The sequence below is a fragment of the Arsenicicoccus bolidensis DSM 15745 genome (assembly GCF_000426385.1).
GTDB lineage: Bacteria > Actinomycetota > Actinomycetes > Actinomycetales > Dermatophilaceae > Arsenicicoccus > Arsenicicoccus bolidensis.
Window position 1 is genome coordinate 150977 of record NZ_AUFG01000002.1, and the last position, 20560, is coordinate 171536.

The following is a 20560-nucleotide window of genomic DNA, read 5'->3' on the forward strand; positions in this document are numbered from 1 at the left end:
GCCTCGGGCGCCAGGGTCGCAAGTCCCCGCACGGGCTCGGACAGGTGAGACGCTGCCCACCTGACCCACCTGCGCACCAAGGAGGCCCCGTGACCCGCGACGACTGGCAGCGCACGTCCCCGCCCAGTGAGCAGCTGGACTGGAGCACGCTCTGGGAGGACGAGCGGCACGGCGGCTGGCAGGTCCAGGCCGCCACCCGGGAGACGGACGGCTGGACGCGGCCCAACCTGCGCCTGCAGCTCGGTGACGAGGGCCGCCGCCTCACGGGTGCGGCCTGCGTGTGCGTCCGCCGCGACGGGGCCGAGCCGCGGGTCCTGCTCGTCGACCAGCAGCGGCCCGCGCCAGGGGTGCGACTGTGGGAGATCCCGCGCGGCATGGTCGATCCCGACGACGCCTCACCGGCCAAGGCCGCCCTGCGCGAGCTCGCCGAGGAGACCGGCATGGTGGCCTCGCTCGAGGCCGAGCTCGGCGAGATCTATCCGGACACAGGGGTGTTCGCGGGGTCGGTTGCCGTGGTGCTGGCGGCGTTCGTCCGGCAGGGCGAGGGACAGGACGAGGACGAGCCCGAGGTCGACGCGACGCGGTGGTTCACCCGCGACGAGGTCCGCGGACTGATCACCCAGGGTCGGCTGCGGGACGGCATCAGCCTCGGGGCCCTGGCCCTGGCGGACGTATGGCGACGGGACGTCCCCGTCAGCGCCTCATCATCCGCGTGATCGCGACGCCGAGCAGGCACAGCGCCCCACCCAGCAGCATCACGGGCGTCGGGGCCTCGCCCAGCAGCAGCCAGGACAGCACGATGGCGACGGCCGGGACGACATACGTGGTCGCCGAGGTGCGCCCGGCCGAGGTCCGCATCAGCACGTAGGCCCAGGTCGTGAACGCGAAAGCCGTTGGCAGCACACCCATGTAGACGATGCTCAGGGTCGCGCCGAGGGGTGCCGTCACGAGGTCGTGGGCCAGCCGCCCCGACCAGGGCAGCAGCGCCACGGCGCCAGCGGTCGCGCCGAGCCAGGTGAGGGTCGTGGAGTCGACGGTGCGCATCAGGTGCTTCTGCACCAGCGTGGCGCCGGCATAGAGGACGGCCGCGGCGAGCGCCAGCAGCAGTCCCGTGATCGCGAGGTGGCCGCCGGAGGACTGCAGGCCGATCAGCACCACGCCGAGGAAGGACACCGGCGCGCCGATCAGCAGCCCGCGCGGAAACCCTTCTCCGAGAAAGAGTCCCGCGAACACCACGACCATCAGCGGCGCGAGGTTGACGATCATCGCGGCGGTCCCCGCGTCGACGGTCTGCTCGGCGACGTTGAGCGCGAGGAGGTAGAGGCAGAACCACCCGACACCCCACGCGATCACCAGCGGCACGGATCTCCTTGGGGGCCAACGGATCCCCGAGCGGGCGGCGATGATGCCGAGCACGACGCTGCCGACGAACATGCGCAGCAGAGCCATCGACCCCGCGTCGTAGTGCGGCCCGGCATACCGGATCACGATGAACGACGACGCCCACAGGACGACGGTCGCGGCGGCGGCGAGCAGGACGCGCGGCTCGTTGGCCTGGTCGCGCGTCGTCTCGATGGTCGGTGCGGTCACGGTCTGATCATCTCCCTCGGGTGGGTGACGGACGCTCTCGCGTCCAGGGTGGTCGGTCGACGGTTCGGTGCCGGGCGCACGGTCGTGGTGCTTCGATGGGCCGTATGACGACGCCCGCCCACCCCGACCTCGCCCTCGTCGCGCGGGCCCTGGCCGACGAGTCGCGGGCCTCGATGGTGATGGCGCTGCTCGACGGGCGAGCCTGGACCGCAGGCGAGCTCGCGTCCCACGCCGGGGTGGCCCGGTCGACGGCCTCGGCGCACGTCGACCAGCTCGTGGCGGCGGGACTGGTGTCGGAGCTGCGGCAGGGGCGGCACCGCTACGTGCGCCTGCGGGACGCCCAGGTGGCCGACGCCGTCGAGGCGCTCGCCGCGCTGAGCCCGCGGGTGCGACCCGCGACCGCGTCGCTGAGCGGGCAGCGCGTGGACGCCGAGCTGCAGGCCGGCCGCACCTGCTACCGGCACCTCGCGGGCCGCCTCGGGGTGTGGCTCACGGAGGAGTGGCTGCGGCTCGAGATCGTCTCGGACGACTGGGAGCTCACTGCCGTCGGTCGCGCCTGGCTGGACGGCGTCGGCTTCCAGTGCCCCGCGGCGGCCCGGCGTCCGCTGGTGCGTCCGTGCCTGGACTGGACCGAGCGGCGCGAGCACGTGGCGGGCCTGGCGGCGGACGGATTCGCGCAGCACGCCTTGGATCTCGGCTGGCTCGAGCGTCGATCGCACCGTCGCTCGGTCGAGCTCACCCCCGCGGGGTGCACGGCCCTCTCCGCGTCCGGCCTGCGTGTGGACGAGCTGCCCGCCGGTCACCTCAGCAGCCCGTAGGCGGGACGACGCCGTGGTGCAGCAGTCGCGCCACCCACGACGACCGGCGCGTGCTGCTGGAGCGGCGGGTGCCGCGGGAGGGGCGGCCGACCCGGGACCGGTCCATCACGTCACGGGCGGGAGCGGTGGGCCTCATGTCAGGTAGACGTGCGGACGGCGCCTGGTGTGAGTACGCCGCCGCCACGGGCACCCGCAGGACGTCGAGCTCCTGCTGCACGCGGGCGAGGTCACGGTCGTCGGGATAGCGGCTGGTCATGGTGTTCATGTCATCAACGGTCACCCGCGCGACCCGTTAGCACAAGCGAACGTTTCTTCATGACCATGCAGTGTTGCTGTATGGTCGTGCCATGGTCGACGTCAACCGCCTCAGGGTCTTTCGTGCCGTCGTCGCGAGCGGGTCGGTCAACGCCGCCGCGCAGCACCTCGGCTACACCCCGTCAGCCGTCAGCCAGCACCTCGCCACCCTGCAGCGCGAGACGCGGCTGACCCTCGTCGAGCGCAACGGCCGCGGCATTGCCCCCACCCCCGTCGGCCTCGAGCTCGCCTCGCGCAGCGACGATCTCATCGGCAGCCTGACCCGCCTCGACGGCGTCATCGAGGACCTGCGCGAGGGGCGCACCGACTCCCTCTCCGTCTCGTCCTTCGCGTCCGCGGCCGAGGAGTGGCTCCCCGGCGTCGCGGCGGCGGTACTCCAGGAGTTCCCCGACGTGCAGTTCACGTTCCGGCTCAACGAGGTCGAGACCACGCAGGTCGTGTCCGCAGACATCGACATCCGCAGCGAGTTCCTCGACGAGCCACCCACCGCGATGACGGGCTACGAGCGCCACGTCCTCACGACCGAGCCGTACGTCGTCGTCCTCCCCCGCGACCACCCGCTAGCCCAGCAGGACGAGATCCGCTTCGGCGAGCTGGGCGACGTGCCGTGGATCGACAACGACCCCGGCGACACCACCTGCGGCAGAGTCGTGCGGATGGCGGCCAGCTCGTGCGGCATCAGCCCACGGTTCGTGGCGTATGCCGGAGACCACCACGGCGCCGTCGCGTTCGTGGCCGCCGGGCTCGGGATCGCCGTCATGTCCCGGCTGGCGGCCGCCACGCTGCCGCCGGGAGCGGTGGCGCGACCCCTGGTGTCCCCCACCCCGGAACGACGGATCGTGGCGTTCGTGCACGGGTCGGCGATGCTCAAGCCCGTCGCGCGACGGGTGGTCGAGCTCCTCTCGGATCGGGTCGGACCAACGGCCTAGAACCCGACGATCTGTGGCAGAGCCGAGCGGACACGTGGGCCCACGCGGCGTCGGCGGGTCAGGCTGAACTGCGGACGCACCTTTGCCACGTGCCGGTGGGCGCGGACGCGGCGTTCGTGAGCTGCGAGCGCACGAACGTCCGTGGAGGCCGTCCCGAACCGCACTTTTGTGAGCTCCCAGCGCGCGAACGTCCGCCGAGGGAGCCCCGTGCCGCACCTTTGTGAGCTCCGAGCGCGCGAACGCCGCGCCTGGGCCGCACGCGACGGACCAGCCGAGCAGACGGGCCCGGCCGGAGTCGAGCCTAGGCCGGGGTCGCGCTGCTCGCCGGCTCCGCCCGCCGCAGTGCCGGCACCCACGTGAGGGCGGCGCCGCAGGCGTGCAGGCTCGCCGCGAGGAGGATCGCGGTCCGCACGCCCCAGTGCTGGGCGACCGGGCCGGCCACCAGGGCGCCGACCGACGCCGCCGCCCCCCAGCCGATCAGCCGTGCTGCGCTCGAGACGCGGGACAGGAGCTCGTCGGGGATCACCTGCTGCCGCCAGGTCACGACCGAGGTGTACTGCAGCGTGTGGATCCCCACGTAGGACAGCAGGATCGGCACCGCGAGGGCGAACCGATCGACCGACGCGAGCACGAGGGCCAGCAGCGTCACCACGGGGAGCAGACGCCGCGTCAGCCGGATGGCGCCGAGCGCGCTCATGGCCCGGGCAAGCACCAAGGACGACAGGAGCGCGCCGAGCCCCCATGCGGCATACAGGAGTCCGAACCTCCACCCCGACGTCCCGATGCCGAGCACCCGGTCGCACCACACCACCGTCACGGCGAGGATGCTTGCGGCACCGGCGGATCCGAAGATCGCGACGATCGTCATGGGCCGCAGCAGCGGATGGCGTGCCAGGTAGGCCAGCCCCTCCCCCACGTCGCGGCCGAGCTGGCGCGCCCCCACCCGGCCACCGGGCCGTGACGGTGACAGCGCGCGCGAGATGCCCCGGATCAGCAGGGCGCTCGCGGCGAAGCTGGCGGCGTCGACGATCAGCAGCGTGCCGGGCTCGACCACGGCGAGCAGCAGACCGACGACCGCCGGCCCGGCCGCGTCGAAGACCGAGACGGTGCCGTAGACCTTGGCGTTCGCCTCCGGCAGCCGCGCCCGCCCCACCAGCGTCGGCAGGGCACCCCAGTTGGCGCCGTCGAAGATCGTTGCGGCAGAAGCGGACACGAAGGCCGCCACGAGCAGGTGCGCGATCGACAGGTGCCCGAGCAGGTGGGCGACGACGATCGAGCCGATGGCGAGCGCCGCCACGACGTCGGCGCCGACCATGAGCGCGCGCCGGTCGAGCCGGTCCCCGAGGGCCCCTCCGAGCAGCCCGAAGAACACGAAGGGCAGCGTGTCCATCGCGGTCACCACGCCCGTCCAGGTCGCCGACCCGGTGAGGCGATAGACGAGCACCGGCAGGGCGACGTAGGTGATCGCCGAGCCCAGCATGGACACCGCGCGGGACGCCCAGTAGCGGACGAAGTCCGGGCCCCGCCAGAGACTCTCGGAGGTCATCAGGCGTACGCCGGGCGTCCGGCCCCGGGGCCGGAGCCCCCCGCGGAGGAGCCCGAGTCGGACCCGGTGTGCCAGGACAGGTGCTCGCGCAGCGCGGCCTCCACGAGCCGGCTCAGGCTAACGCCGTCGTCGATCGCGTGGTGCTTGACCTCACGGACCAGCTCAGGGGGCAGGTAGACGTTGAACTGGCTCTTCGTCGTACGGCTCGCTGTCATGCTAGCATCCTACCAGCGGCCTCGACCGGGTCGAGCCGCCCCGGCTCGACCGTCACCGGCTCCGTGCAGAGGCGACGAGCCTGCACCGACTGATCGGGGCTGCTTCTGGTGGTCATGGCCACCAGAAGCAGCCCCGATCTCGCGTCGCCCCAGAGCGGTCAACGCGGGAGCTGCTGGGCCACCCCGTCGAGCAGCGCCTCGAGCGCGAACGTCAGCGAGCCCGTGGGGTCGCCGGCATTGGCCGCCGCCGAGCCCACCCGGTCGGCCACCGGGACCCGCAGGTCACCCATGGCCTCCGCGAGCGCGGGGCCCATGCGCTCCCACCACTGCTCGTCGGTCAGGCCGCTGGCCGCGCGCGTGCGCTGAATGCCGATCTGCCAGCGGGCGGCACCCGCGGCGAGATTCGTGATCGAGGAGAGCAGCCGATCCATGGCGACGTCGCTCAGCCCAATCCCGTCCAGGGCCGCCAGCTCCTGGTCGTACTTCACGAGGACCCCGGGCCCCAGCACGGGACGCGCCGGCGTGACGTCGACCGACCACGGGTGGGCCAGCGCGTGCTCGTAGGTGCGACGAGCGATGTGTCGCGCCGCCTCGCGCCAGTCGCCGACGTCGGCGGGCGCGCGCTGCCCGGCATACGTCTGCGCCGCCAGGCGGTCGACCATCAGCTCCACGAGCTCTGCCCGGCCGGGCACGTAGCCGTAGAGCGTCATCGCCCCCACGCCCAGCCGGTCGGCGACGCTGCGCATCGTGACGGCGTCGAGGCCGCTCTCGTCCGCGATCGCCAGGGCCGCGTCGGTGATCGCCGGCACCGAGGTCGCGCCCCGCCCCGAGGGCTGGTCGGACGCCCACAGGAGCGCGAGCAGGGCTGTGGGGTCTCCGGGGCGGGTGGCCTTCCTGGGCATGGGGAACATCCTGGCAGCCCATGGTGTTCGTACGTTGTACGATAAACGTACAACGTACGAAGGAGTGATCGGCAGCCATGGATCCCACCATCTGCACGCAGGACCTGACCAGGACGTATGACGGAACCGCCGTGGTCGACGGCGTGACCCTCACGGTCCGGCGAGGGCGCGTGTGCGCCCTCCTCGGCCACAACGGCGCCGGCAAGACGACGCTGGTGCGCATGCTCAGCACCCTCACCAGGCCGACGTCGGGCATCGCCAGCATCGCCGGGCACGACGTGGTGACCCGGCCGGATGCCGTCCGCCGGCACACGGCCCTGGTCGGACAGGCCGCCTCGGTCGACGAAAGACTCAGCGGCAGGGACAACCTCGTGCTCTTCGCCCGGCTCCGCGGCCGGGACAAGGCGTCGGCGACCGCCCGCGCCGGCGAGCTGCTCGAGCGGTTCGGCCTGAGCGACGCGGCGGGCCGGCCGGTGCGGACCTACTCCGGCGGGATGCGTCGCAAGCTCGACCTCGCGGCGGCCCTGGTGGACGACCCCACCGTGCTCTTCGTCGACGAGCCCAGCACCGGCCTCGACCCGCGGGCCCGGCGCGACCTGTGGCACGACCTGCGCGCCCTCGCCGACGCGGGCACGACGATCCTGCTCACGACGCAGCACCTCGAGGAGGCCGACGCCCTCGCCGACGACGTCGTCATCCTGCGCCAGGGGCGGGTCGTCGCGGCCGGCACCATCGGCGAGATCCGGCGCCTGGCGGGCGAACCCAGGATGGAGCTGCGCGAACCGAGCCTCGAGGACGTCTATCTCACCCTCACCGCGACGGAGGTGACGGCATGACCAGCCTCGTCCACGAGTCCACCCTGCTGGCCGGGCGCACCGCCCGCCACTGGCGCGCCCAGCCCGGGGCCTTCCTCCTGACCGCCGCCTTCCCGCTGCTGGTCCTGCTGCTCATGACCGGGCTGCTCGGGGGCGCCATCGCCGGCGGAACCCGCTCCTACCTGCAGCTCGCGGTGCCCGGGATCCTTGCGGTCACGATGCTCTTCGGCCTGGAGACGACCATGATCGCGGTGGCCGGCGACGCGGCGACGTCCGTCACGGATCGGTTGCGCTCCTTGCCGATCCGCGCCCTGTCGGTGCTCGGCGGACGCGGCCTGGCGGACGTGGCGGCCTCGGTGATCGGTCTCGCGCTCGTGGTCCTCGGCGGGCTCGCGCTGGGCTGGCGCCCCGGATCCTTCGCCGGCCTGGCCGTCGCGGCGGTCCTGCTGCTGTGGCTGCGCATCGGCCTGCTCTGGGTCGGGATCTACGGCGGGCTCACGGCCCGTGGCCCCGAGTCGGTCGCCGCCGTGCAGATCCTCGTGTGGCCGATCAGCATGCTGTCGACCGCGTACGTCGACCCGACCACCATGCCGACCTGGCTGGGGCTGGTCGCCGAGCTCAACCCCCTGTCGGCCACCGTCACGGCGGTGCGCGAGCTGTGCGGCGCCTCCACGATCGTCGGCTCGACCTGGGCCACGGAGCACGCCATGGTGCTCGCGGTGGTGTGGCCGGCGCTGCTCACGGCGGCCTTCCTGCCCCTGTACGTCCGCACCTATCGCCGCCTGGGGGACTGAGATCGCGTCGCGGCGCAGGAGGTTCGGCATACGGTGAGGACATGCCGTCGCTGATGTCCCGGACCGTCGTGCCGCTCCTCCTGCGCGCGATGCGCGCCAACCGGCCGTTCCTCACCGAGCAGGGCGCCCGGCGGCGCCTGGCGGAGGTGACCACCCGGCCTCAGGCCTATGGCCCACCGCGCCTGCTGCGCAAGGACGTTCGCATCGACGTGGAGCGGGTCGACGGCTGGCCGGTCTACACGATCCGTCCGCGGTCCGGCGAGCCGGTGGGCGGCGTCGTCTACGCCCACGGCGGCGGGTGGTACGGCGAGATCGCCCGCCAGCACTGGGAGCTCACCGCGCAGGTGGCCGCCGAGGCGCAGGTGGCGGTGACCGTGCCGATCTATCCGCTCGTGCCCTACGGGACCGCGGCGCAGGTGGTGCCGGGCTTCGCCGACCTGGTCCTGCGCAGCCAGGAGCGCTGGGGCACCACCGCGCTCGCGGGTGACTCCGCCGGTGGCCAGATCGCGCTGTCGGCGGCGATCCTGCTGCGGGACAGGGACGCTCGGGTCCTGCCGCGGACGCTCCTGATCGCCCCCGCCCTGGACCTGTCGCTGACGAACCCCGAGATCGACGCGGTGCTCCCCCGCGACCCCTGGCTCGGTCGCGACGGCACGCGCGTCCACATCGACCTGTGGCGCGACGGGCTGCCCCTCGACGACCCGCTGGTCAGCCCGCTCGCGGCGGACCTCGCCGGGCTCGGCCCGATCAGCCTGTATGTCGGCACCCGGGACATCCTGTGGCCCGACGCACGCGTCCTGGTCGCCCGGGCGCGCGAGGCCGGCGTCGAGCTCGACCTCCACGAGCAGGAGGGGCTCGTGCACGTCTATCCCCTCACCCCGAGCCCGGAGGGCCGGGCGGCGCGCACGTCGATCGTGTCCACGCTGGCCCGGGCGGTTGCGGTGCTGCCAGGCATGGACGAGGTCTAGGCCCGACGCGGCCGCGGCCGCGGCTCGGTGAGCGAGCCGGCCGCCGGGGTGGACCAGCTCGCGAGCAGCGCGAGCGCCTCGGCGGTCGGCGAGTCCGGCGGCGCGGTGTAGACGTTGAGCCGCTGCCCGGCGTCGCCCGGCAGCTCGAAGGACTCGAAGTCGAGGGTCAGGTCCCCGACGAGCGGGTGGTGCAGGCGCTTGCTCCCGCTGCGGTGGTAGCGCACGTCGTGCGAGGCCCACCGCTGCCTGAATCGCTCGCTGCGCGTGGACAGCTCGCCGATCAGGTCCTGCAGGTCCTTGTCGTAGGGGTCGCGCCCGGCCTCGACCCGCAGGAAGGCGACCGAGTCGTCCAGCAACTTGTCGTAGTCCGTGAAGAACTCCGCCGCAGCGGGATTCAGGAACGCGAACCGCGCGCTGTTGGGGTGGTCGCTCTCGTCATACAGGGGGCTGTAGAGCGCCCGTCCGATCGCGTTGGCGGCGAGCACGTCGAACCGCCCGTTGCGCAGGTAGGCCGGCGCCGGCATGAGGTCGAGCATCCGCTGGATGGTGGGGCGCACCCGCGTGCGGCTGGTCGTGCGCCGAGAGGGCTTGCGGGTGCTGGCCGTTCGCACGAGGCGATAGAGGTGGTCGCGCTCGGCCTCGTCGAGCTGCAGGGCGTGCGCGACGCCCTCGAGGACGCTCTCCGACACGGATCCGACGTTGCCCCGCTCGAGGCGCGTGTAGTACTCGACGCTGATCCCCGCGAGCAGCGCCACCTCCTCGCGTCGTAGGCCCGTCACGCGCCGGTTGGCGCCGTAGATCGGCAGCCCCGCCTGGTCGGGCGTGAGCCGGGCCCGCCGGGTGGCGAGGAAGTCGCGGATGTCGTCCTTGGGATTCACGTCCTCCACCGTAGGTCGCCGCGTCGACCGCCAGGGAGGCCCTGGCGATACCCGTCTCGACCCGCCCTCCCACGCACGTCAGGCGTGGTGGGCGGCCGCGGCCCTGGGCAGGAGCAGCATGAGGGCGGCCGCGACGACATACGCGCCCACCTGCCAGGGCATGACGGTCGCGAGCGCCTGGCCGTATGCCGGAAGGCCCGCCGCGGACGGTGATCCGGGCTGCGCCAGCGCGGCGAAGAACACCGTGCCGAGGACGGCGATCCCCGCGGCGCCGCCGAGCTGGGTGACGGTCGACAGCACCCCGCCGGCGGCGCCCGCGTCGCGTCCGGGCACGCCGGCGAGCACGACGTTGACCAGGATCGGGGCGGCGAGCCCCAGGCCCAGGCCGCCGACGAGCAGCGCGAGGGCGAGCCACCAGTAGCCCGGGTCCGCGCCTTCCCGCACGAGGACCCAGACGAGGGCCTGGGAGGCGGCGAGGACGAGGGAGCCGGTGACGAGCAGCGCGCGACCGGCCCTGGCCGCAAGGCCGATCCCGATGCCCGAGGTGATCATCGAGCCGATCGCGTAGGGCAGCATGACCAGGCCCGTGTCCCACGCGGACCGCCCTGTGCCGAGCTGCAGGTAGAGCGACAGGGTGAGGAAGAAGGACCCGATCGCGCCGAAGAACAGCGCCGACGCGGCGAAGCCGGCCGCGAACGTCCGCAGGCGCAGGAGGGCGGGGTCCAGGACGGGCTGCCCGCCGGACGCCGCGACGCGGCCCTCGTGCGCGAGGAAGGCGCCCCCGAGCAGTAGCCCGGCGCCCAGCAGCACCCACCCCCACCACGGCCAGCCCCACTCGCGGCCCTGCACGAGCGGCAGCAGGACGAGGACGACCGCGGTGGCGGCGAGCAGGGCGCCGACGACGTCGAGGCGAGCGCGTTGCCGCGCCGTCGACTCGGGCAGGACGCGGGCGCCGAGCACGAGAGCGACCACCGCGATCGGCACGTTGACCCAGAAGATCGTGCGCCAGCCGAGGCCGAGCAGGTCCGCCTCGACGAGCAGCCCGCCGAGCAGGGGGCCGGCGACGGCGGCGAGCCCCTGGACGGCGCCGTACGCACCGAACGCCCTCGCCATCTCGGCCGGCGCGAACGACGACCGGATGATCCCGAACACCTGCGGCACCATGAACCCGCCGGCGAGTCCCTGGAGCACGCGGGCCGCGACCAGGGCTCCCGCCGACGGGGCCAGCGCGCACAGCGCCGAGGCGACGGCGAACGCCGCGAGGCTGGTCAGGAAGACCCGGCGTCGCCCGAAGTCGTCCCCGATGCGACCGCCGGTGATCAGGCCGGAGCCGAGGGCGAGCGTGTAGCCGGCCAGCATCCACTGCAGCTGGGCGTCGCCGGCGTGCAGGTCACGGGCGATGGCCGGGGCGGCCACCATCACGATCGTGGCGTCCAGCAGGTCCATGAAGGACGCGAAGAGGACGACGAGCAGGGCGATCCCGGCCGCTCGGCCGGACACGGTGCCCGCCGCGGGAGGGTGCTCGTCGTGCGTCGTCTGCGTTGGCTGTGGAGTCTGGGTCGTTTCGGCTGGCTGGGTCGGCTGGTTGATGTCCATGCGTCGACGGTGACAGCGGTAGCGGTCACCGAGTGGCCGCTGCTCGTGCGACGCTGAGTTCATGGCCAGGACGTCCGCGCGGATCCTGCGGCTGCTGTCGCTGCTGGAGGCACGCGCCGAGTGGGGCGGCGACGACCTCGCGACCCGGCTGGAGGTCAGCCCACGGACGCTGCGGCGCGACGTCGACACCCTGCGCGAGCTGGGCTACCCGGTCGAGGCGATCAAGGGCCCCGGTGGGGGCTACCGCCTCGGGGCGGGCAGCAGGCTGCCGCCGCTCGTGCTCGACGACGACCAGGCCATCGCCATCGCGGTGGCCCTGCAGACCGCTCCCGCCACCGTGGCCGGCATCGACGACGCCGTCGCCCGGGCGCTCACGACCCTGCGCCAGGTCATGCCCGCCCGGCTGCGCGCCGCCTCGGAGGACCTGGACCTGACGACGCTGCGCAACTACTGGGAGTTCTCCGCGCCCCCGATCGACGTGGCCACGCTGCGGGCGGTCGGCGCCGCGATCCGGACGCAGCACGTGCTCCGCTTCGACTACCTCGCGCCCGAGCCGACGCTCGACGGGCCTGCCGGAGACCACGAGCTCCGGCCTCCGCGCCGGGTGGAGCCCCACCACCTGCTCGTGTGGGCGGGCCGGTGGTACCTCGTGGCCTACGACCTGGACGACCGCGCCTGGACCGTCCTGCGCGTGGAACGGATCCGGCACCGCGAGCCGCCGGGGCCGTCCTTCGTGCGACGAGCGCTCCCGGACGAGGACCTCGGCCGCTACGTCCGCGAACGGGCCGACCGGGGCGACACCGCCGCGCAGTGGCCGTGCGTCGGGAGCGCCGTGCTCGAGCTCCCGGCCACGCTGGTGGCGCGCTGGGCCCCCGGCGGGTCCGTGGTCGAGGACCTCGCCGACGGCCGCTGCCGGCTCGTCGTCGGCGCCTGGTCCTGGGCCGGGGTGGCCGGCCTCTACGTCACCTTCGACACCCAGCTGTATGACGTCCAGCCCCCAGAGCTGGCCGCCGCCCTGCGCCAGGTCGCCGCGCGGTTCGGCGGGGCGCACCTCACCGACGCAGGTGGAGCACCGCCGCCCGCGCCACCTCGCCGATCACCGCGTCGACGCGGTGGTGGATCTGCAGGCTCCGGGACGAGGTGAGGACCGACACGGCATACGCCCGCCCGTCCGGATAGGTGACGTAGCCGACCTCGTGGCGCACGGCGAGCAGGGTCCCCGTCTTGCCCCTCACGTCGAGGTCCGCAGCCGGGAAGCCCGAGGCGAGGCGGTTGCGGACCAGCTGGGCCCCCATGAGGTCGACGACCTCGCGGTCGGCCTGCGACCCGCCGGCCGCGCGACGGTGCATCTCGGCCAGGAAGCCCGTGAGCGCCGCGGTCGTGCCGCTGCTGACGCGTGCGGGGTCGAGCGGATCCAGGGTCCGCGGATCCGTCCGCAGCAGCGCCGCGTCGTCGAGCCGCTCGCGGCGGCGCTGGTCCTCGAGGAGCTCGAAGATCCGTCGCATCGGCGCGCGCAGCCGCAGGTGCGGCAGGCCCAGCCGGGCGAGGGTCTCCCGCACGCGATCGGCCCCGACGAAGTCCCAGATCGCGTCCGCGGCGCCGTTGTCGCTCAAGGACATCGCGTAGTACGCCGCGTCGCGGGCACTCATCGTGATGGGGTCGCGGAGGCGGCCGGTGCCGACCGGTCCGATCGTGCGGTGGGCCGGGTCGAGGACGAGCGGCGTCGATGCGTCGAGCTCCCCTTCGTGGTGCAGCGTCAGCAGCACCCAGACGAGGGGCAGCTTCGCGACCGAGGCGAGGGGGCGGGGCGTCGACCCGCCCACGTCGACGCCCGCCCCGGTCGTGAGGTCCACGGCGGTGACCGACCCGTCGACCTGCACGGCGTCGAACGCACTCCGGACCTGCTGCTCGATGGTCATCAGATCCCCCACTGCCCGCGCTCGACGACGGTGGTGGTGTCCGCCAGGGAGTCCTGACCGGCCAGGTCCGCCCACCACCGGGCCACCTCGTCGGTCGCGACCGGGTGCAACCACGGTGCCCCGCACCGCAACACGCTCGTCCGGACCATCTGATCACCGCTCAGCGGGCACCAGATCACCCCAGCGTCGTCGGCCGTCAGCCGCGTCGTGATCAGGTGCAGCGTGCCGAGACGGGCCCGGGTCGTGGCGGTGGCGTGGTCGAGCGAGACGTCGACGCTCTCCGCGGGCAGCCCGAAGCGGTCCAGCAGCTCGAGCAGCCGCTTGCCGTGCTGGGTCGCCACGTCCTCGGGGTCGAGGGCGACGGGCAGGTCACGCAGGTCACTCGGGTGGGCCACGGCGTCGACGTGCCTCAGCCCGGTCACGCCGAGTCGCGCCACGCTCCGGCTCGGCGGCGGGCCGGACGCGGGGGATCCGGGTGGCAGCACCGCCGCGTCGACCTCACCGCTGTCGAGGGCCCGCGCCCGGTCTGGGGCCGCCGCGATGACCGGATCGACGGGGGCGCCCACCCTCCCGGCGAGATCCTCGAGCGCCGGCACCAGCAGGTCTGAGGGAATCCCCGGCGGCAATGCCACGCGAAGCCGGTCGGGCTGCCCCGGCGTGGCGCCGACGACCTCTCGGAGCTCGTCGAGCGCCTCCAGGATGGCGTGCGCCCGAGGCACGAGGGCGGCGCCCTCCGGGGTCAGCCGCACCGAGCGCGAGGTCCGGCGAAAGAGCGTGACCTGGAGCTCGTCCTCGAGGCGGCGGATGGCCTGGCTCAGCGGGGGCTGAGCGATGCCCAGGCGGTCGGCGGCGCGCGAGAAGTGCAGCTCGTCCGCGACGGCCACGAAGTACCGCAGGTGCCGCACCAGGTCCACGGATCCAGACTACTTGGCTATCGATAACGATTGATAGCCCTATTGGACCTGATGCCTCGCCACCTGGTGCGCTGATGGCCTGACCACCACCCAGCTCGGGGGCCGGCCAGCAACCCAGGGGGACGTCATGACGAGGCTCGACCACCGATCGGCCGCGACGAAGGCGGCCGGCCTCGCGCTGGGCGCCCTGACAGCCTCCGTGGCAGCCCTCTCCGCGTGCTCGACGATCCTGCCGTCGGAGCAGGACCGAGCCCGCGACGCCGTGGAGCGCTTCGCCGCGGGGATGGCGACCGGCCAGGTCGAGACGGAGAGCCTCACCCGCGACAGCCGGGACCGGGCCGCCAGCGAGACGCCGCTGATCCTGGCCGGCCTCGGCGACCGCCGCCCCGGCGTCGCCGTCGTGAGCGTCGAGAGGCCCGTCGGCGACGGCGTCACGCGCCTGGATGCGCAGGTGCGATACACGTGGCAGATCCGCGACGGACTGCCCCCGTGGAGCTATGTCGCGACCGTGCCCGTCGTCCGCACCGACGACGGCTGGCGGGTGCGGTGGACCCCGTCGGCGGTGGTGCTGGGGCTGGACGCCCGCCAACGCGTGCGGGCGTTGCGGCTGGCTGCTCCACGCGGCGAGGTCCTCGGCGCCGGAGGGCAGCCCCTCGTGGTCGACCGGCCGGTGCTCCGCGTGGGCATCGATCGCGCGAAGGTCCCCGCGGCAGAGGCGGCCTCGTCCGCCCGCCGGCTCGCGGCCGCCGTCGGGATCGACCCTGAGCCGTATGCCGGACGCGTGACGGCCGCCGGCCCGCAGGCCTTCGTCGAGGCGCTGGTGCTGCGCGTCGGCCAGGACCCCGAGGGCGGCGACGGCACCGACCTGTCCACGATCCCCGGCGCCAGCACCATCAAGGAGACCCGACCGCTCGCTCCCACGCCGGGATTCGCCTCGACGATCATCGGCCGGGTGGGTCCGGCGACGGCGGAGGTCGTGCAGCGCTCACAGCGTCTCCAGGGTTCGCAGGGGTCCCAGGTTGCCGTCTCCGCCGGAGACCTGGTGGGTCTCGACGGCCTGCAGGCCAAGCGGGACGGCGAGCTGCGGGGCCGCGCGGGCTACGAGATCGAGCGCGTCCACGAGAACGGCGTCACCGAGCCGCTGCACACGGTGAAGCCCGAGCCGGGCCGGCCGCTGCGCACCACGCTCGACGCCACCGCCCAGCTGGCGGCCGAGCGTGCCCTCGCCGACGTCGACCCGGCGGCCGCCGTGGTCGCCATACAACCGTCGACGGGCGAGGTGCGCGCCGTCGCGACGGGCCCCGGCAGCAAAGGCGCGCCGACCGCGACGCTGGGGCTCTATGCCCCCGGCTCGACCTTCAAGGTCGCCACTGCGCTCGCCCTGCTGCGGGCCGGGGTCACCCCCGAGACCACGACACCGTGCTCCCAGCGGGCCACCGTCGACGGACGCAGCTTCAAGAACTACGACGACTACCCGGCCGACCGTCTCGGCGACATCAGCCTGCGCACGGCGTTCGCCAGCTCGTGCAACACCAGCCTGATCTCGTTGCGGGACAAGGCGACCCAGCAGAGCCTCGCCGATGCCGCGGTCGCCCTGGGCCTGGGGACCGATCCGGCACTGGGCGTGCCCGCGTCGCTCGGGTCCGTGCCCCGCGAGGCGGTCGGCACCGAGCACGCCGCCTCCCTCATCGGTCAGGGCAAGGTGCAGACCACCCCGCTCGGCATGGCCACCGTGGTCGCGAGCGTCGCCGCCGGCCGCGTCGTGCGGCCCCGCCTGGTCCTGGATGCGCCGGACCCCGCGGGCGACGCACCGCGGCACCCCCTGACCGAGACGGAGGCGTCCGCGCTGCGAGACCTGATGCGCCGCACCACGACCGAGGGCAGCGGCCGGCTCCTCGCGGACGTCCCCGGCGCGCCTGTGCTGTCCAAGACGGGGACGGCGGAGTACGGCAGCGAGGCACCACCGCGCACGCACGCCTGGATGGTGGCGGTCCAGGGCGACCTGGCCGTCGCCGTCTTCGTCGAGGACGGGGCGGGAGGCGCGCACACTGCGGGCCCGGTCCTGGAGCTGTTCCTGGTCGACGTGGGCGCGGCACGATGAGGCAGGGGCGGGTCATGACGGCGCTGACGGTGACGCGGCTCCTGGCGGCGTTCGTGACCACCTCCCTCGTGATGGGGGTGCTGGCAGCGGGTCTCGTCATACCGCCCCTGGCCGGGCTGGGCACCGCGGCGAGGTCGGGCACCGAGCTCTACGACGCCCTCCCCTCCGAGCTCACGTCCGTCGTCCCCGACCAGCAGTCCCAGCTACTAGCCGCCGACGGCCGGACCGTGATCGCCACGCTCTACAACGAGAACCGCATCGTCGTGCCGCTCACCGCCGTCGCCCCGGCGATGCGTCACGCGCAGGTGGCGATCGAGGACCACCGCTTCTACGAGCACGGAGGCGTCGACCTCGAGGGCATCGGCTCGGCCGTGGCCGGGGCCGCGATGGGCGGAACGGCCCGGGGTGCGTCCACCCTCACGCAGCAGTACGTCAAGGTCACCCTCGAGACCGCGGCCCGGCGTCGCGGGGACCAGGCCGCCGCCCGGGCTGCCACGGAGGTCAGCGCGGCCCGCAAGGTCCAGGAGCTGAAGTACGCCGTCGCCGTCGAGCGCCGGCTGAGCAAGGACCAGATCCTGCAGAACTACCTCAACCTCGCGTACTTCGGCGACGGCGCGTACGGCGTCGAAGCGGCCGCGCGGCACTACTTCGGCACGACCGCGGCACGGTTGACCGTCCCCCAGGCCGCGACCCTCGCCGGGGTGGTGCAGCAGCCCGGCGCCAACGACCCGGTCCACAACCCGCGTGCGGCGCTGGCCCGCCGCAACACGGTGCTCGGCGAGATGCATCGCTACGGCTACCTCGACGCCGCCGGGCTGCGGAGCGCTCGCGCAGCACCGCTCGGTGTCGTTCGTGCCGCGCCGCCACGCAACAGCTGCGCGGCCTCCCCCTATCCCTTCTGGTGCGACTACGTCCTGAGCTGGTTGCGCGAGCAGCCGGCCCTCGGCCGGACCCCGCAGGAGCGGGAGGGCCGGGTCCGCACCGGCGGTCTTCGTATCGTCACGACGCTCGATCCGCGGCTGCAGTCCTCGGCGACCACAGCGATGGCCGAGACCATCACGGCCCGGGACTACCCCCGGTATGGCGCCGCCGCCGTCACGCTCGAGACCCGCACGGGCAAGGTGCGGTCCATGGTGCAGTCGGCGCGCTACGGCAGGTCAGGGCGCACTGAACCCGGTGCGACGCAGGTGAACTGGGCGACCGACTTCCGGCACGGCGGGTCGGGCGGGTTCAGCGTCGGCTCGACGATGAAGCTCTTCGCCGTCGTGGAGGCCGTCCGCCAGGGGCTGTCCCCTGACCACGTCATCACCGGCATCCGCCCGGAGCACAGCCGGTGGTACCCGCACGACTTCCAGCCAGGCTGCTCGGTCGGGCCCGCCGGCTGGCCGGTCAAGAACGCCGAGGGCGAGTCCGACGCCCCGCAGCTGAGCCTGCGCGAGGCGACGGCTCAGTCGGTCAACACGGCCTTCGTCGCCCTCGCGTCCGAGACCGGCACGTGCCGGATTCGCGACACCGCGCTCGCCATGGGTATGCACACGTCCACCGGCGCCGACCGCACCGCCACCGACGGACGACCCCTGTCGTCCGTGGCGCCGATCATCCTGCTCGGTGCGGACGCGAGCCCCACGACCATGGCGCAGATGTATGCCGCCGTCGCCAACCGTGGCATCTCCTGCCCCGCCACCCCGATCGAGTCCGTCACCGGCAGCGACGGCACGCCGCTGGACCTGCGCCAGGCGGGGTGCCGCCGCGTCCTCGACGAGCGGGTCGCCGACCAGGCCGCCGACGTCTTCACGTCCGTCATGACCGAGGGGACCGGCCGCGCCGTCCAGCTGGGCCGCCCCGCCATCGGCAAGACCGGCACCGACGAGGACAACGAGACGTGGTTCACCGGCGCCACCCCGGACTACGCCACGTCCGTGTGGGCGGGCACCCCCGACGAGAACCGCCGCGACTGGACCTACCCGACCCTGCACGACGCGACCGGGCGGGCACGCACGGTGCGGGCGCAGGCCTTTCGCATCCCCGGGCCGATCTGGCAGGGCATCATGCGCTCGGCCCACGAGGGTCGGCCGGTGCAGGCCCTGGCCGTGCCGCCGCACGCGCCCCCGCGCGTGACCCCACGCGCCACCCCGGCACCGCCAGCCCGACGGCGAGCAGGCTCAGGGCCAGACCGCCCACCTGCTGCGCCGACAGCACCTCGCCGAGCATCAGCCAGGCCCACACCGCCGTGACGGGCGGCGTGAGATAGAGCAGGGTGCTGGTGGCGGTGGCCCCGAGCTGCCGCAGGCAGGCGACATACGAGGCATAGCCACCCAGCCCCGACAGCACCACGAGCCAGGCCAGCGCGACCAGGAGACGACCGTCGACCTCCACCCTCAGACCGGTGGTGGCCAGCGCGTATGCCGTGAACGCCCCCGCGGCCAGGACGACCTGTGCCGTCAGCGACGGCAGGATGCCCGTCCGTGGTCGCCACCGCCGCTCGAGCAGGGCCGACCCCGACAGGCCGAGCACGCTGGCGACCGGCAGGAGCAGCGCGGCACCACCACCCGCGAGCGCAGCCCCACCCGTGGTCAGCGCGACCGCCGCCAGGCCCAGCGTCAGGGCGGCCCAGCCACCTGCCCCCAGACGATCTCCCCAGGCCAGCTGCCCCGCGACGGCCACCAGCATCGGCTGCAGGGCGCACACCAGAGCGGTCGTACCGGCGTCGACACCCGCTGCAGTCGCGGCCCACACCCCGCCGAGGAACACCACGTGGGCGAGCAGCCCGAGCGTGGCCTGCTGCCAGAGCTCGGTGCGGGTCAGCCGCGTGCGGGTCGGGGCGACGACCGCCACCAGGAGCAGCGCGGTGATCAGGTAGCGCCAGGCCAACACTGGCGAGGGATCGGCCGACCCGGAGGCGAGCACCGCTCCGACGAAGCCCGAGCTCCAGCACACGACGAACGCGGCACCGAGGAGAACCTTTGTCATGCCCGCAGGTAAACATACCGGTCGGTATACTGTCAGTGCACCGACATCGAGAGGAGCGGCCATGGACCCGCTGCGACGCCCGGTCATGCCCACCCCCGAGACGACGGCCGTGGGGCGACGGATCCTCGACGCCGGCAGCCGCCTCTTCTACGAGCGGGGGATCACCGCAACGGGCATCGACCTGGTGTGCGAGGAGGCGGGGACGACGAAACGCACGCTCTACCAACGGTTCGGGTCCAAGGACGGGCTCGTCGCGGCCTATCTCGCCGGGCAGGCGCACGACTGGCAGACCCACCTGCTCGAGGGCCTGGACGGCATCACGGACCCCGACGACAGGGTCGCCGAGGTGTTCGCCATCGCCCGAGAGCGCGCGAGCACCCAGCGCCGCGGCTGCGCGTTCGTCAACGCGTGGGCCGAGCTCGGGGACCACGCCGGATCGGCGGCCGACGTCGTGCGCGAGGAGAAGGCCTGGATGCGAGCGCTGCTCACCGACCTGACCGGGTCCGAGCAGCGGGGCGCGATCGTGCACCAGCTCTACGAGGGGGCCCAGGTGTGCGCGACCATCGAGGGCGACCTGTCCGCCTTCGACCGCGCTGCTCAGGGCAGCGCTGCCCTCGGCAGCATCTGAGGCCACGGCCTCCCGCGCGGGCGCACCGTGGACACATGACCACCGAATCCCCGCCCGCCGGGCGCACCCTCGACGAAGACCTCTACCGCCGCCTCTTCGACCGCCGCACCCTGCTCCTCGGGGAGCCCCTCGAGGACTGGAACGCCAACCGCCTGTGCAACGGCCTCGTGCTGCTCGCCGCAGAGGACCCGGCCGCCGACATACGGCTGCTCATCAACTCCCCGGAGGGTCGGTGCCGGGGATGCTCGCCATCCGCGACTGCCTGCGCGCGATCCCCCATGACGTGGTGACCGTCGACGTCGAGATGGCTGACGGCGCAAAGCAGTTCTGCTCCACGTCGTGACCTCCTTCGACCAGGTGCTGCCCGCCTCCCGGCGCCCTGTCGGACTCGCCGGACCGCCCGGTGGACCTCTGCGTCAACTGACCCGGCGGCTCGATCCCGGCGATGCTCGGGATCTACGACGCGATGCAGTATGTCCGCTGCGCGGTTGCCGTATGACGCCGCCCATGGCCTCGCGCCACAGCGGCTCGGCGGCGGGCCCCGCCTCGGGAAGCGGATCACGGTCCTCATGGCATCACGATAGGTCCGAGGTCGCGCCGAAGGTCGGGTGACGAGGAGCGCCGGCATCGCCGCCTTGTGCTCGGCGATCACCTCAGCACCG

The 20560-nt window shown here is 73.6% G+C and carries 20 protein-coding genes and 2 pseudogenes; 12 read left to right on the forward strand and 10 right to left on the reverse strand.

The genetic code is table 11. The annotated features are described in order from the left end of the window. The first annotated feature begins 89 nt into the window (after window positions 1-89). Window positions 90-716, forward strand: a complete 627-nt coding sequence (locus K313_RS21960) for an NUDIX hydrolase (RefSeq protein ID WP_029210233.1) — start codon at window positions 90-92, stop codon at window positions 714-716. Here K313_RS21960 and K313_RS0102155 read toward each other — a convergent pair. Continuing rightward, window positions 694-1590: a DMT family transporter gene (locus K313_RS0102155; RefSeq protein WP_029210234.1), complete on the reverse strand. Its 897-nt coding sequence runs from the start codon at window positions 1588-1590 to the stop codon at window positions 694-696. The two genes, K313_RS21960 and K313_RS0102155, sit on opposite strands and share 23 nt — an antisense overlap. Window positions 1591-1694: 104 nt before the next feature. Between K313_RS0102155 and K313_RS0102160 the strand changes: the two genes are divergently transcribed. Next, window positions 1695-2408 carry an ArsR/SmtB family transcription factor gene (locus K313_RS0102160; RefSeq protein WP_029210235.1) on the forward strand — a complete coding sequence of 238 codons (714 nt, stop codon included), beginning with the start codon at window positions 1695-1697 and terminating at the stop codon, window positions 2406-2408. On the opposite strand, the gene K313_RS0102165 is transcribed toward K313_RS0102160, so the two are convergent. Continuing rightward, a complete protein-coding gene (locus K313_RS0102165; protein WP_029210236.1) occupies window positions 2395-2673 on the reverse strand; it encodes a hypothetical protein in 279 nt (92 codons plus the stop codon). The two genes, K313_RS0102160 and K313_RS0102165, sit on opposite strands and share 14 nt — an antisense overlap. 82 nt (window positions 2674-2755) lie before the next feature. On the opposite strand from K313_RS0102165, the gene K313_RS0102170 reads away from it, so the two are divergent. Beyond that, the gene (locus tag K313_RS0102170) at window positions 2756-3652 is read left to right on the forward strand and encodes a LysR family transcriptional regulator (protein WP_029210237.1); all 897 of its coding nucleotides are present in this window, start codon (window positions 2756-2758) and stop codon (window positions 3650-3652) included. A 301-nt stretch (window positions 3653-3953) separates the two neighbouring features. Here K313_RS0102170 and K313_RS0102175 read toward each other — a convergent pair whose 3' ends face one another. The 3 genes from K313_RS0102175 to K313_RS0102185 form a co-directional block, all read right to left on the reverse strand. Then, window positions 3954-5198: an MFS transporter gene (locus tag K313_RS0102175; RefSeq protein ID WP_029210238.1), complete on the reverse strand. Its 1245-nt coding sequence runs from the start codon at window positions 5196-5198 to the stop codon at window positions 3954-3956. Continuing rightward, entirely contained in the window at window positions 5198-5413 is a 216-nt protein-coding gene (locus K313_RS0102180) for a ribbon-helix-helix domain-containing protein (protein WP_019287396.1), read from the reverse strand. The genes K313_RS0102175 and K313_RS0102180 overlap by 1 nt, the downstream gene beginning before the upstream one ends. A gap of 158 nt (window positions 5414-5571) precedes the next feature. Then, entirely contained in the window at window positions 5572-6315 is a 744-nt protein-coding gene (locus K313_RS0102185) for a TetR/AcrR family transcriptional regulator (RefSeq protein WP_029210239.1), read from the reverse strand. A 77-nt stretch (window positions 6316-6392) separates the two neighbouring features. Here K313_RS0102185 and K313_RS0102190 point away from each other — a divergent pair, with 77 nt between their 5' ends. From K313_RS0102190 to K313_RS0102200, 3 genes are read left to right on the forward strand one after another with little or no spacing between them, the layout of a single operon-like run. Continuing rightward, complete coding sequence (locus K313_RS0102190) at window positions 6393-7151, forward strand: ABC transporter ATP-binding protein (RefSeq protein ID WP_029210240.1); 759 nt, start codon at window positions 6393-6395, stop codon at window positions 7149-7151. Continuing rightward, window positions 7148-7924 carry an ABC transporter permease gene (locus K313_RS0102195; protein ID WP_029210241.1) on the forward strand — a complete coding sequence of 259 codons (777 nt, stop codon included), beginning with the start codon at window positions 7148-7150 and terminating at the stop codon, window positions 7922-7924. Before K313_RS0102190 ends, K313_RS0102195 begins: the two co-directional genes overlap by 4 nt. Window positions 7925-7965: 41 nt before the next feature. Continuing rightward, window positions 7966-8892, forward strand: a complete 927-nt coding sequence (locus tag K313_RS0102200) for an alpha/beta hydrolase fold domain-containing protein (RefSeq protein WP_029210242.1) — start codon at window positions 7966-7968, stop codon at window positions 8890-8892. Here K313_RS0102200 and K313_RS0102205 read toward each other — a convergent pair. Further along, complete coding sequence (locus K313_RS0102205) at window positions 8889-9770, reverse strand: helix-turn-helix transcriptional regulator (protein WP_084412373.1); 882 nt, start codon at window positions 9768-9770, stop codon at window positions 8889-8891. The genes K313_RS0102200 and K313_RS0102205 overlap by 4 nt on opposite strands. A gap of 78 nt (window positions 9771-9848) precedes the next feature. Next, window positions 9849-11366, reverse strand: coding sequence for an MFS transporter (locus K313_RS0102210; RefSeq protein ID WP_029210244.1), 1518 nt, complete (start codon window positions 11364-11366; stop codon window positions 9849-9851). A 61-nt stretch (window positions 11367-11427) separates the two neighbouring features. Between K313_RS0102210 and K313_RS0102215 the strand changes: the two genes are divergently transcribed. Then, window positions 11428-12510, forward strand: a complete 1083-nt coding sequence (locus K313_RS0102215; RefSeq protein WP_029210245.1) for a helix-turn-helix transcriptional regulator — start codon at window positions 11428-11430, stop codon at window positions 12508-12510. Here K313_RS0102215 and K313_RS19745 read toward each other — a convergent pair. Further along, window positions 12419-13285 carry a serine hydrolase gene (locus tag K313_RS19745; RefSeq protein WP_084412357.1) on the reverse strand — a complete coding sequence of 289 codons (867 nt, stop codon included), beginning with the start codon at window positions 13283-13285 and terminating at the stop codon, window positions 12419-12421. The two genes, K313_RS0102215 and K313_RS19745, sit on opposite strands and share 92 nt — an antisense overlap. Next, window positions 13285-14199, reverse strand: coding sequence for a LysR family transcriptional regulator (locus K313_RS24670; RefSeq protein WP_029210246.1), 915 nt, complete (start codon window positions 14197-14199; stop codon window positions 13285-13287). Before K313_RS24670 ends, K313_RS19745 begins: the two co-directional genes overlap by 1 nt. Window positions 14200-14326: 127 nt before the next feature. Between K313_RS24670 and K313_RS0102230 the strand changes: the two genes are divergently transcribed. Then, a complete protein-coding gene (locus K313_RS0102230; RefSeq protein WP_029210247.1) occupies window positions 14327-16300 on the forward strand; it encodes a penicillin-binding transpeptidase domain-containing protein in 1974 nt (657 codons plus the stop codon). Window positions 16301-16371: 71 nt separating this feature from the next. Beyond that, window positions 16372-18201: pseudogene (locus K313_RS0102235) on the forward strand (transglycosylase domain-containing protein); the annotation flags it as partial. Between the two features lie 145 nt (window positions 18202-18346). Here the strand turns inward: K313_RS0102235 and K313_RS24365 are convergent. Next, window positions 18347-19270 carry a DMT family transporter gene (locus K313_RS24365; protein ID WP_084412359.1) on the reverse strand — a complete coding sequence of 308 codons (924 nt, stop codon included), beginning with the start codon at window positions 19268-19270 and terminating at the stop codon, window positions 18347-18349. Window positions 19271-19331: 61 nt separating this feature from the next. Here K313_RS24365 and K313_RS0102240 point away from each other — a divergent pair, with 61 nt between their 5' ends. The 3 genes and pseudogenes from K313_RS0102240 to K313_RS24770 form a co-directional block, all read left to right on the forward strand. After that, on the forward strand, window positions 19332-19898 hold the full coding sequence (locus K313_RS0102240; RefSeq protein ID WP_029210249.1) for a TetR/AcrR family transcriptional regulator: 567 nt from the start codon (window positions 19332-19334) through the stop codon (window positions 19896-19898). 35 nt (window positions 19899-19933) lie between these two features. After that, on the forward strand, window positions 19934-20188 hold the full coding sequence (locus K313_RS0102245) for an ATP-dependent Clp protease proteolytic subunit (RefSeq protein ID WP_029210250.1): 255 nt from the start codon (window positions 19934-19936) through the stop codon (window positions 20186-20188). Window positions 20189-20328: 140 nt separating this feature from the next. Continuing rightward, a pseudogene (locus K313_RS24770) lies at window positions 20329-20397 on the forward strand (hypothetical protein); the annotation flags it as partial. Between the last annotated feature and the right edge of the window lie 163 nt (window positions 20398-20560).

Coding starts and splice junctions, on each gene's coding strand:
- K313_RS0102230 (WP_029210247.1), top strand. CDS start 14,327: ATGACGAGGCTCGACCACCGATCGGCCGCGACGAAGGCGGCCGGCCTC.
- K313_RS0102185 (WP_029210239.1), bottom strand. CDS start 6,315: ATGCCCAGGAAGGCCACCCGCCCCGGAGACCCCACAGCCCTGCTCGCG.
- K313_RS24365 (WP_084412359.1), bottom strand. CDS start 19,270: ATGACAAAGGTTCTCCTCGGTGCCGCGTTCGTCGTGTGCTGGAGCTCG.
- K313_RS0102165 (WP_029210236.1), bottom strand. CDS start 2,673: ATGAACACCATGACCAGCCGCTATCCCGACGACCGTGACCTCGCCCGC.
- K313_RS0102245 (WP_029210250.1), top strand. CDS start 19,934: ATGACCACCGAATCCCCGCCCGCCGGGCGCACCCTCGACGAAGACCTC.
- K313_RS0102240 (WP_029210249.1), top strand. CDS start 19,332: ATGGACCCGCTGCGACGCCCGGTCATGCCCACCCCCGAGACGACGGCC.
- K313_RS0102160 (WP_029210235.1), top strand. CDS start 1,695: ATGACGACGCCCGCCCACCCCGACCTCGCCCTCGTCGCGCGGGCCCTG.
- K313_RS0102210 (WP_029210244.1), bottom strand. CDS start 11,366: ATGGACATCAACCAGCCGACCCAGCCAGCCGAAACGACCCAGACTCCA.
- K313_RS0102190 (WP_029210240.1), top strand. CDS start 6,393: ATGGATCCCACCATCTGCACGCAGGACCTGACCAGGACGTATGACGGA.
- K313_RS0102195 (WP_029210241.1), top strand. CDS start 7,148: ATGACCAGCCTCGTCCACGAGTCCACCCTGCTGGCCGGGCGCACCGCC.
- K313_RS0102180 (WP_019287396.1), bottom strand. CDS start 5,413: ATGACAGCGAGCCGTACGACGAAGAGCCAGTTCAACGTCTACCTGCCC.
- K313_RS19745 (WP_084412357.1), bottom strand. CDS start 13,285: ATGACCATCGAGCAGCAGGTCCGGAGTGCGTTCGACGCCGTGCAGGTC.
- K313_RS0102170 (WP_029210237.1), top strand. CDS start 2,756: ATGGTCGACGTCAACCGCCTCAGGGTCTTTCGTGCCGTCGTCGCGAGC.
- K313_RS0102200 (WP_029210242.1), top strand. CDS start 7,966: ATGCCGTCGCTGATGTCCCGGACCGTCGTGCCGCTCCTCCTGCGCGCG.
- K313_RS0102215 (WP_029210245.1), top strand. CDS start 11,428: ATGGCCAGGACGTCCGCGCGGATCCTGCGGCTGCTGTCGCTGCTGGAG.
- K313_RS0102175 (WP_029210238.1), bottom strand. CDS start 5,198: ATGACCTCCGAGAGTCTCTGGCGGGGCCCGGACTTCGTCCGCTACTGG.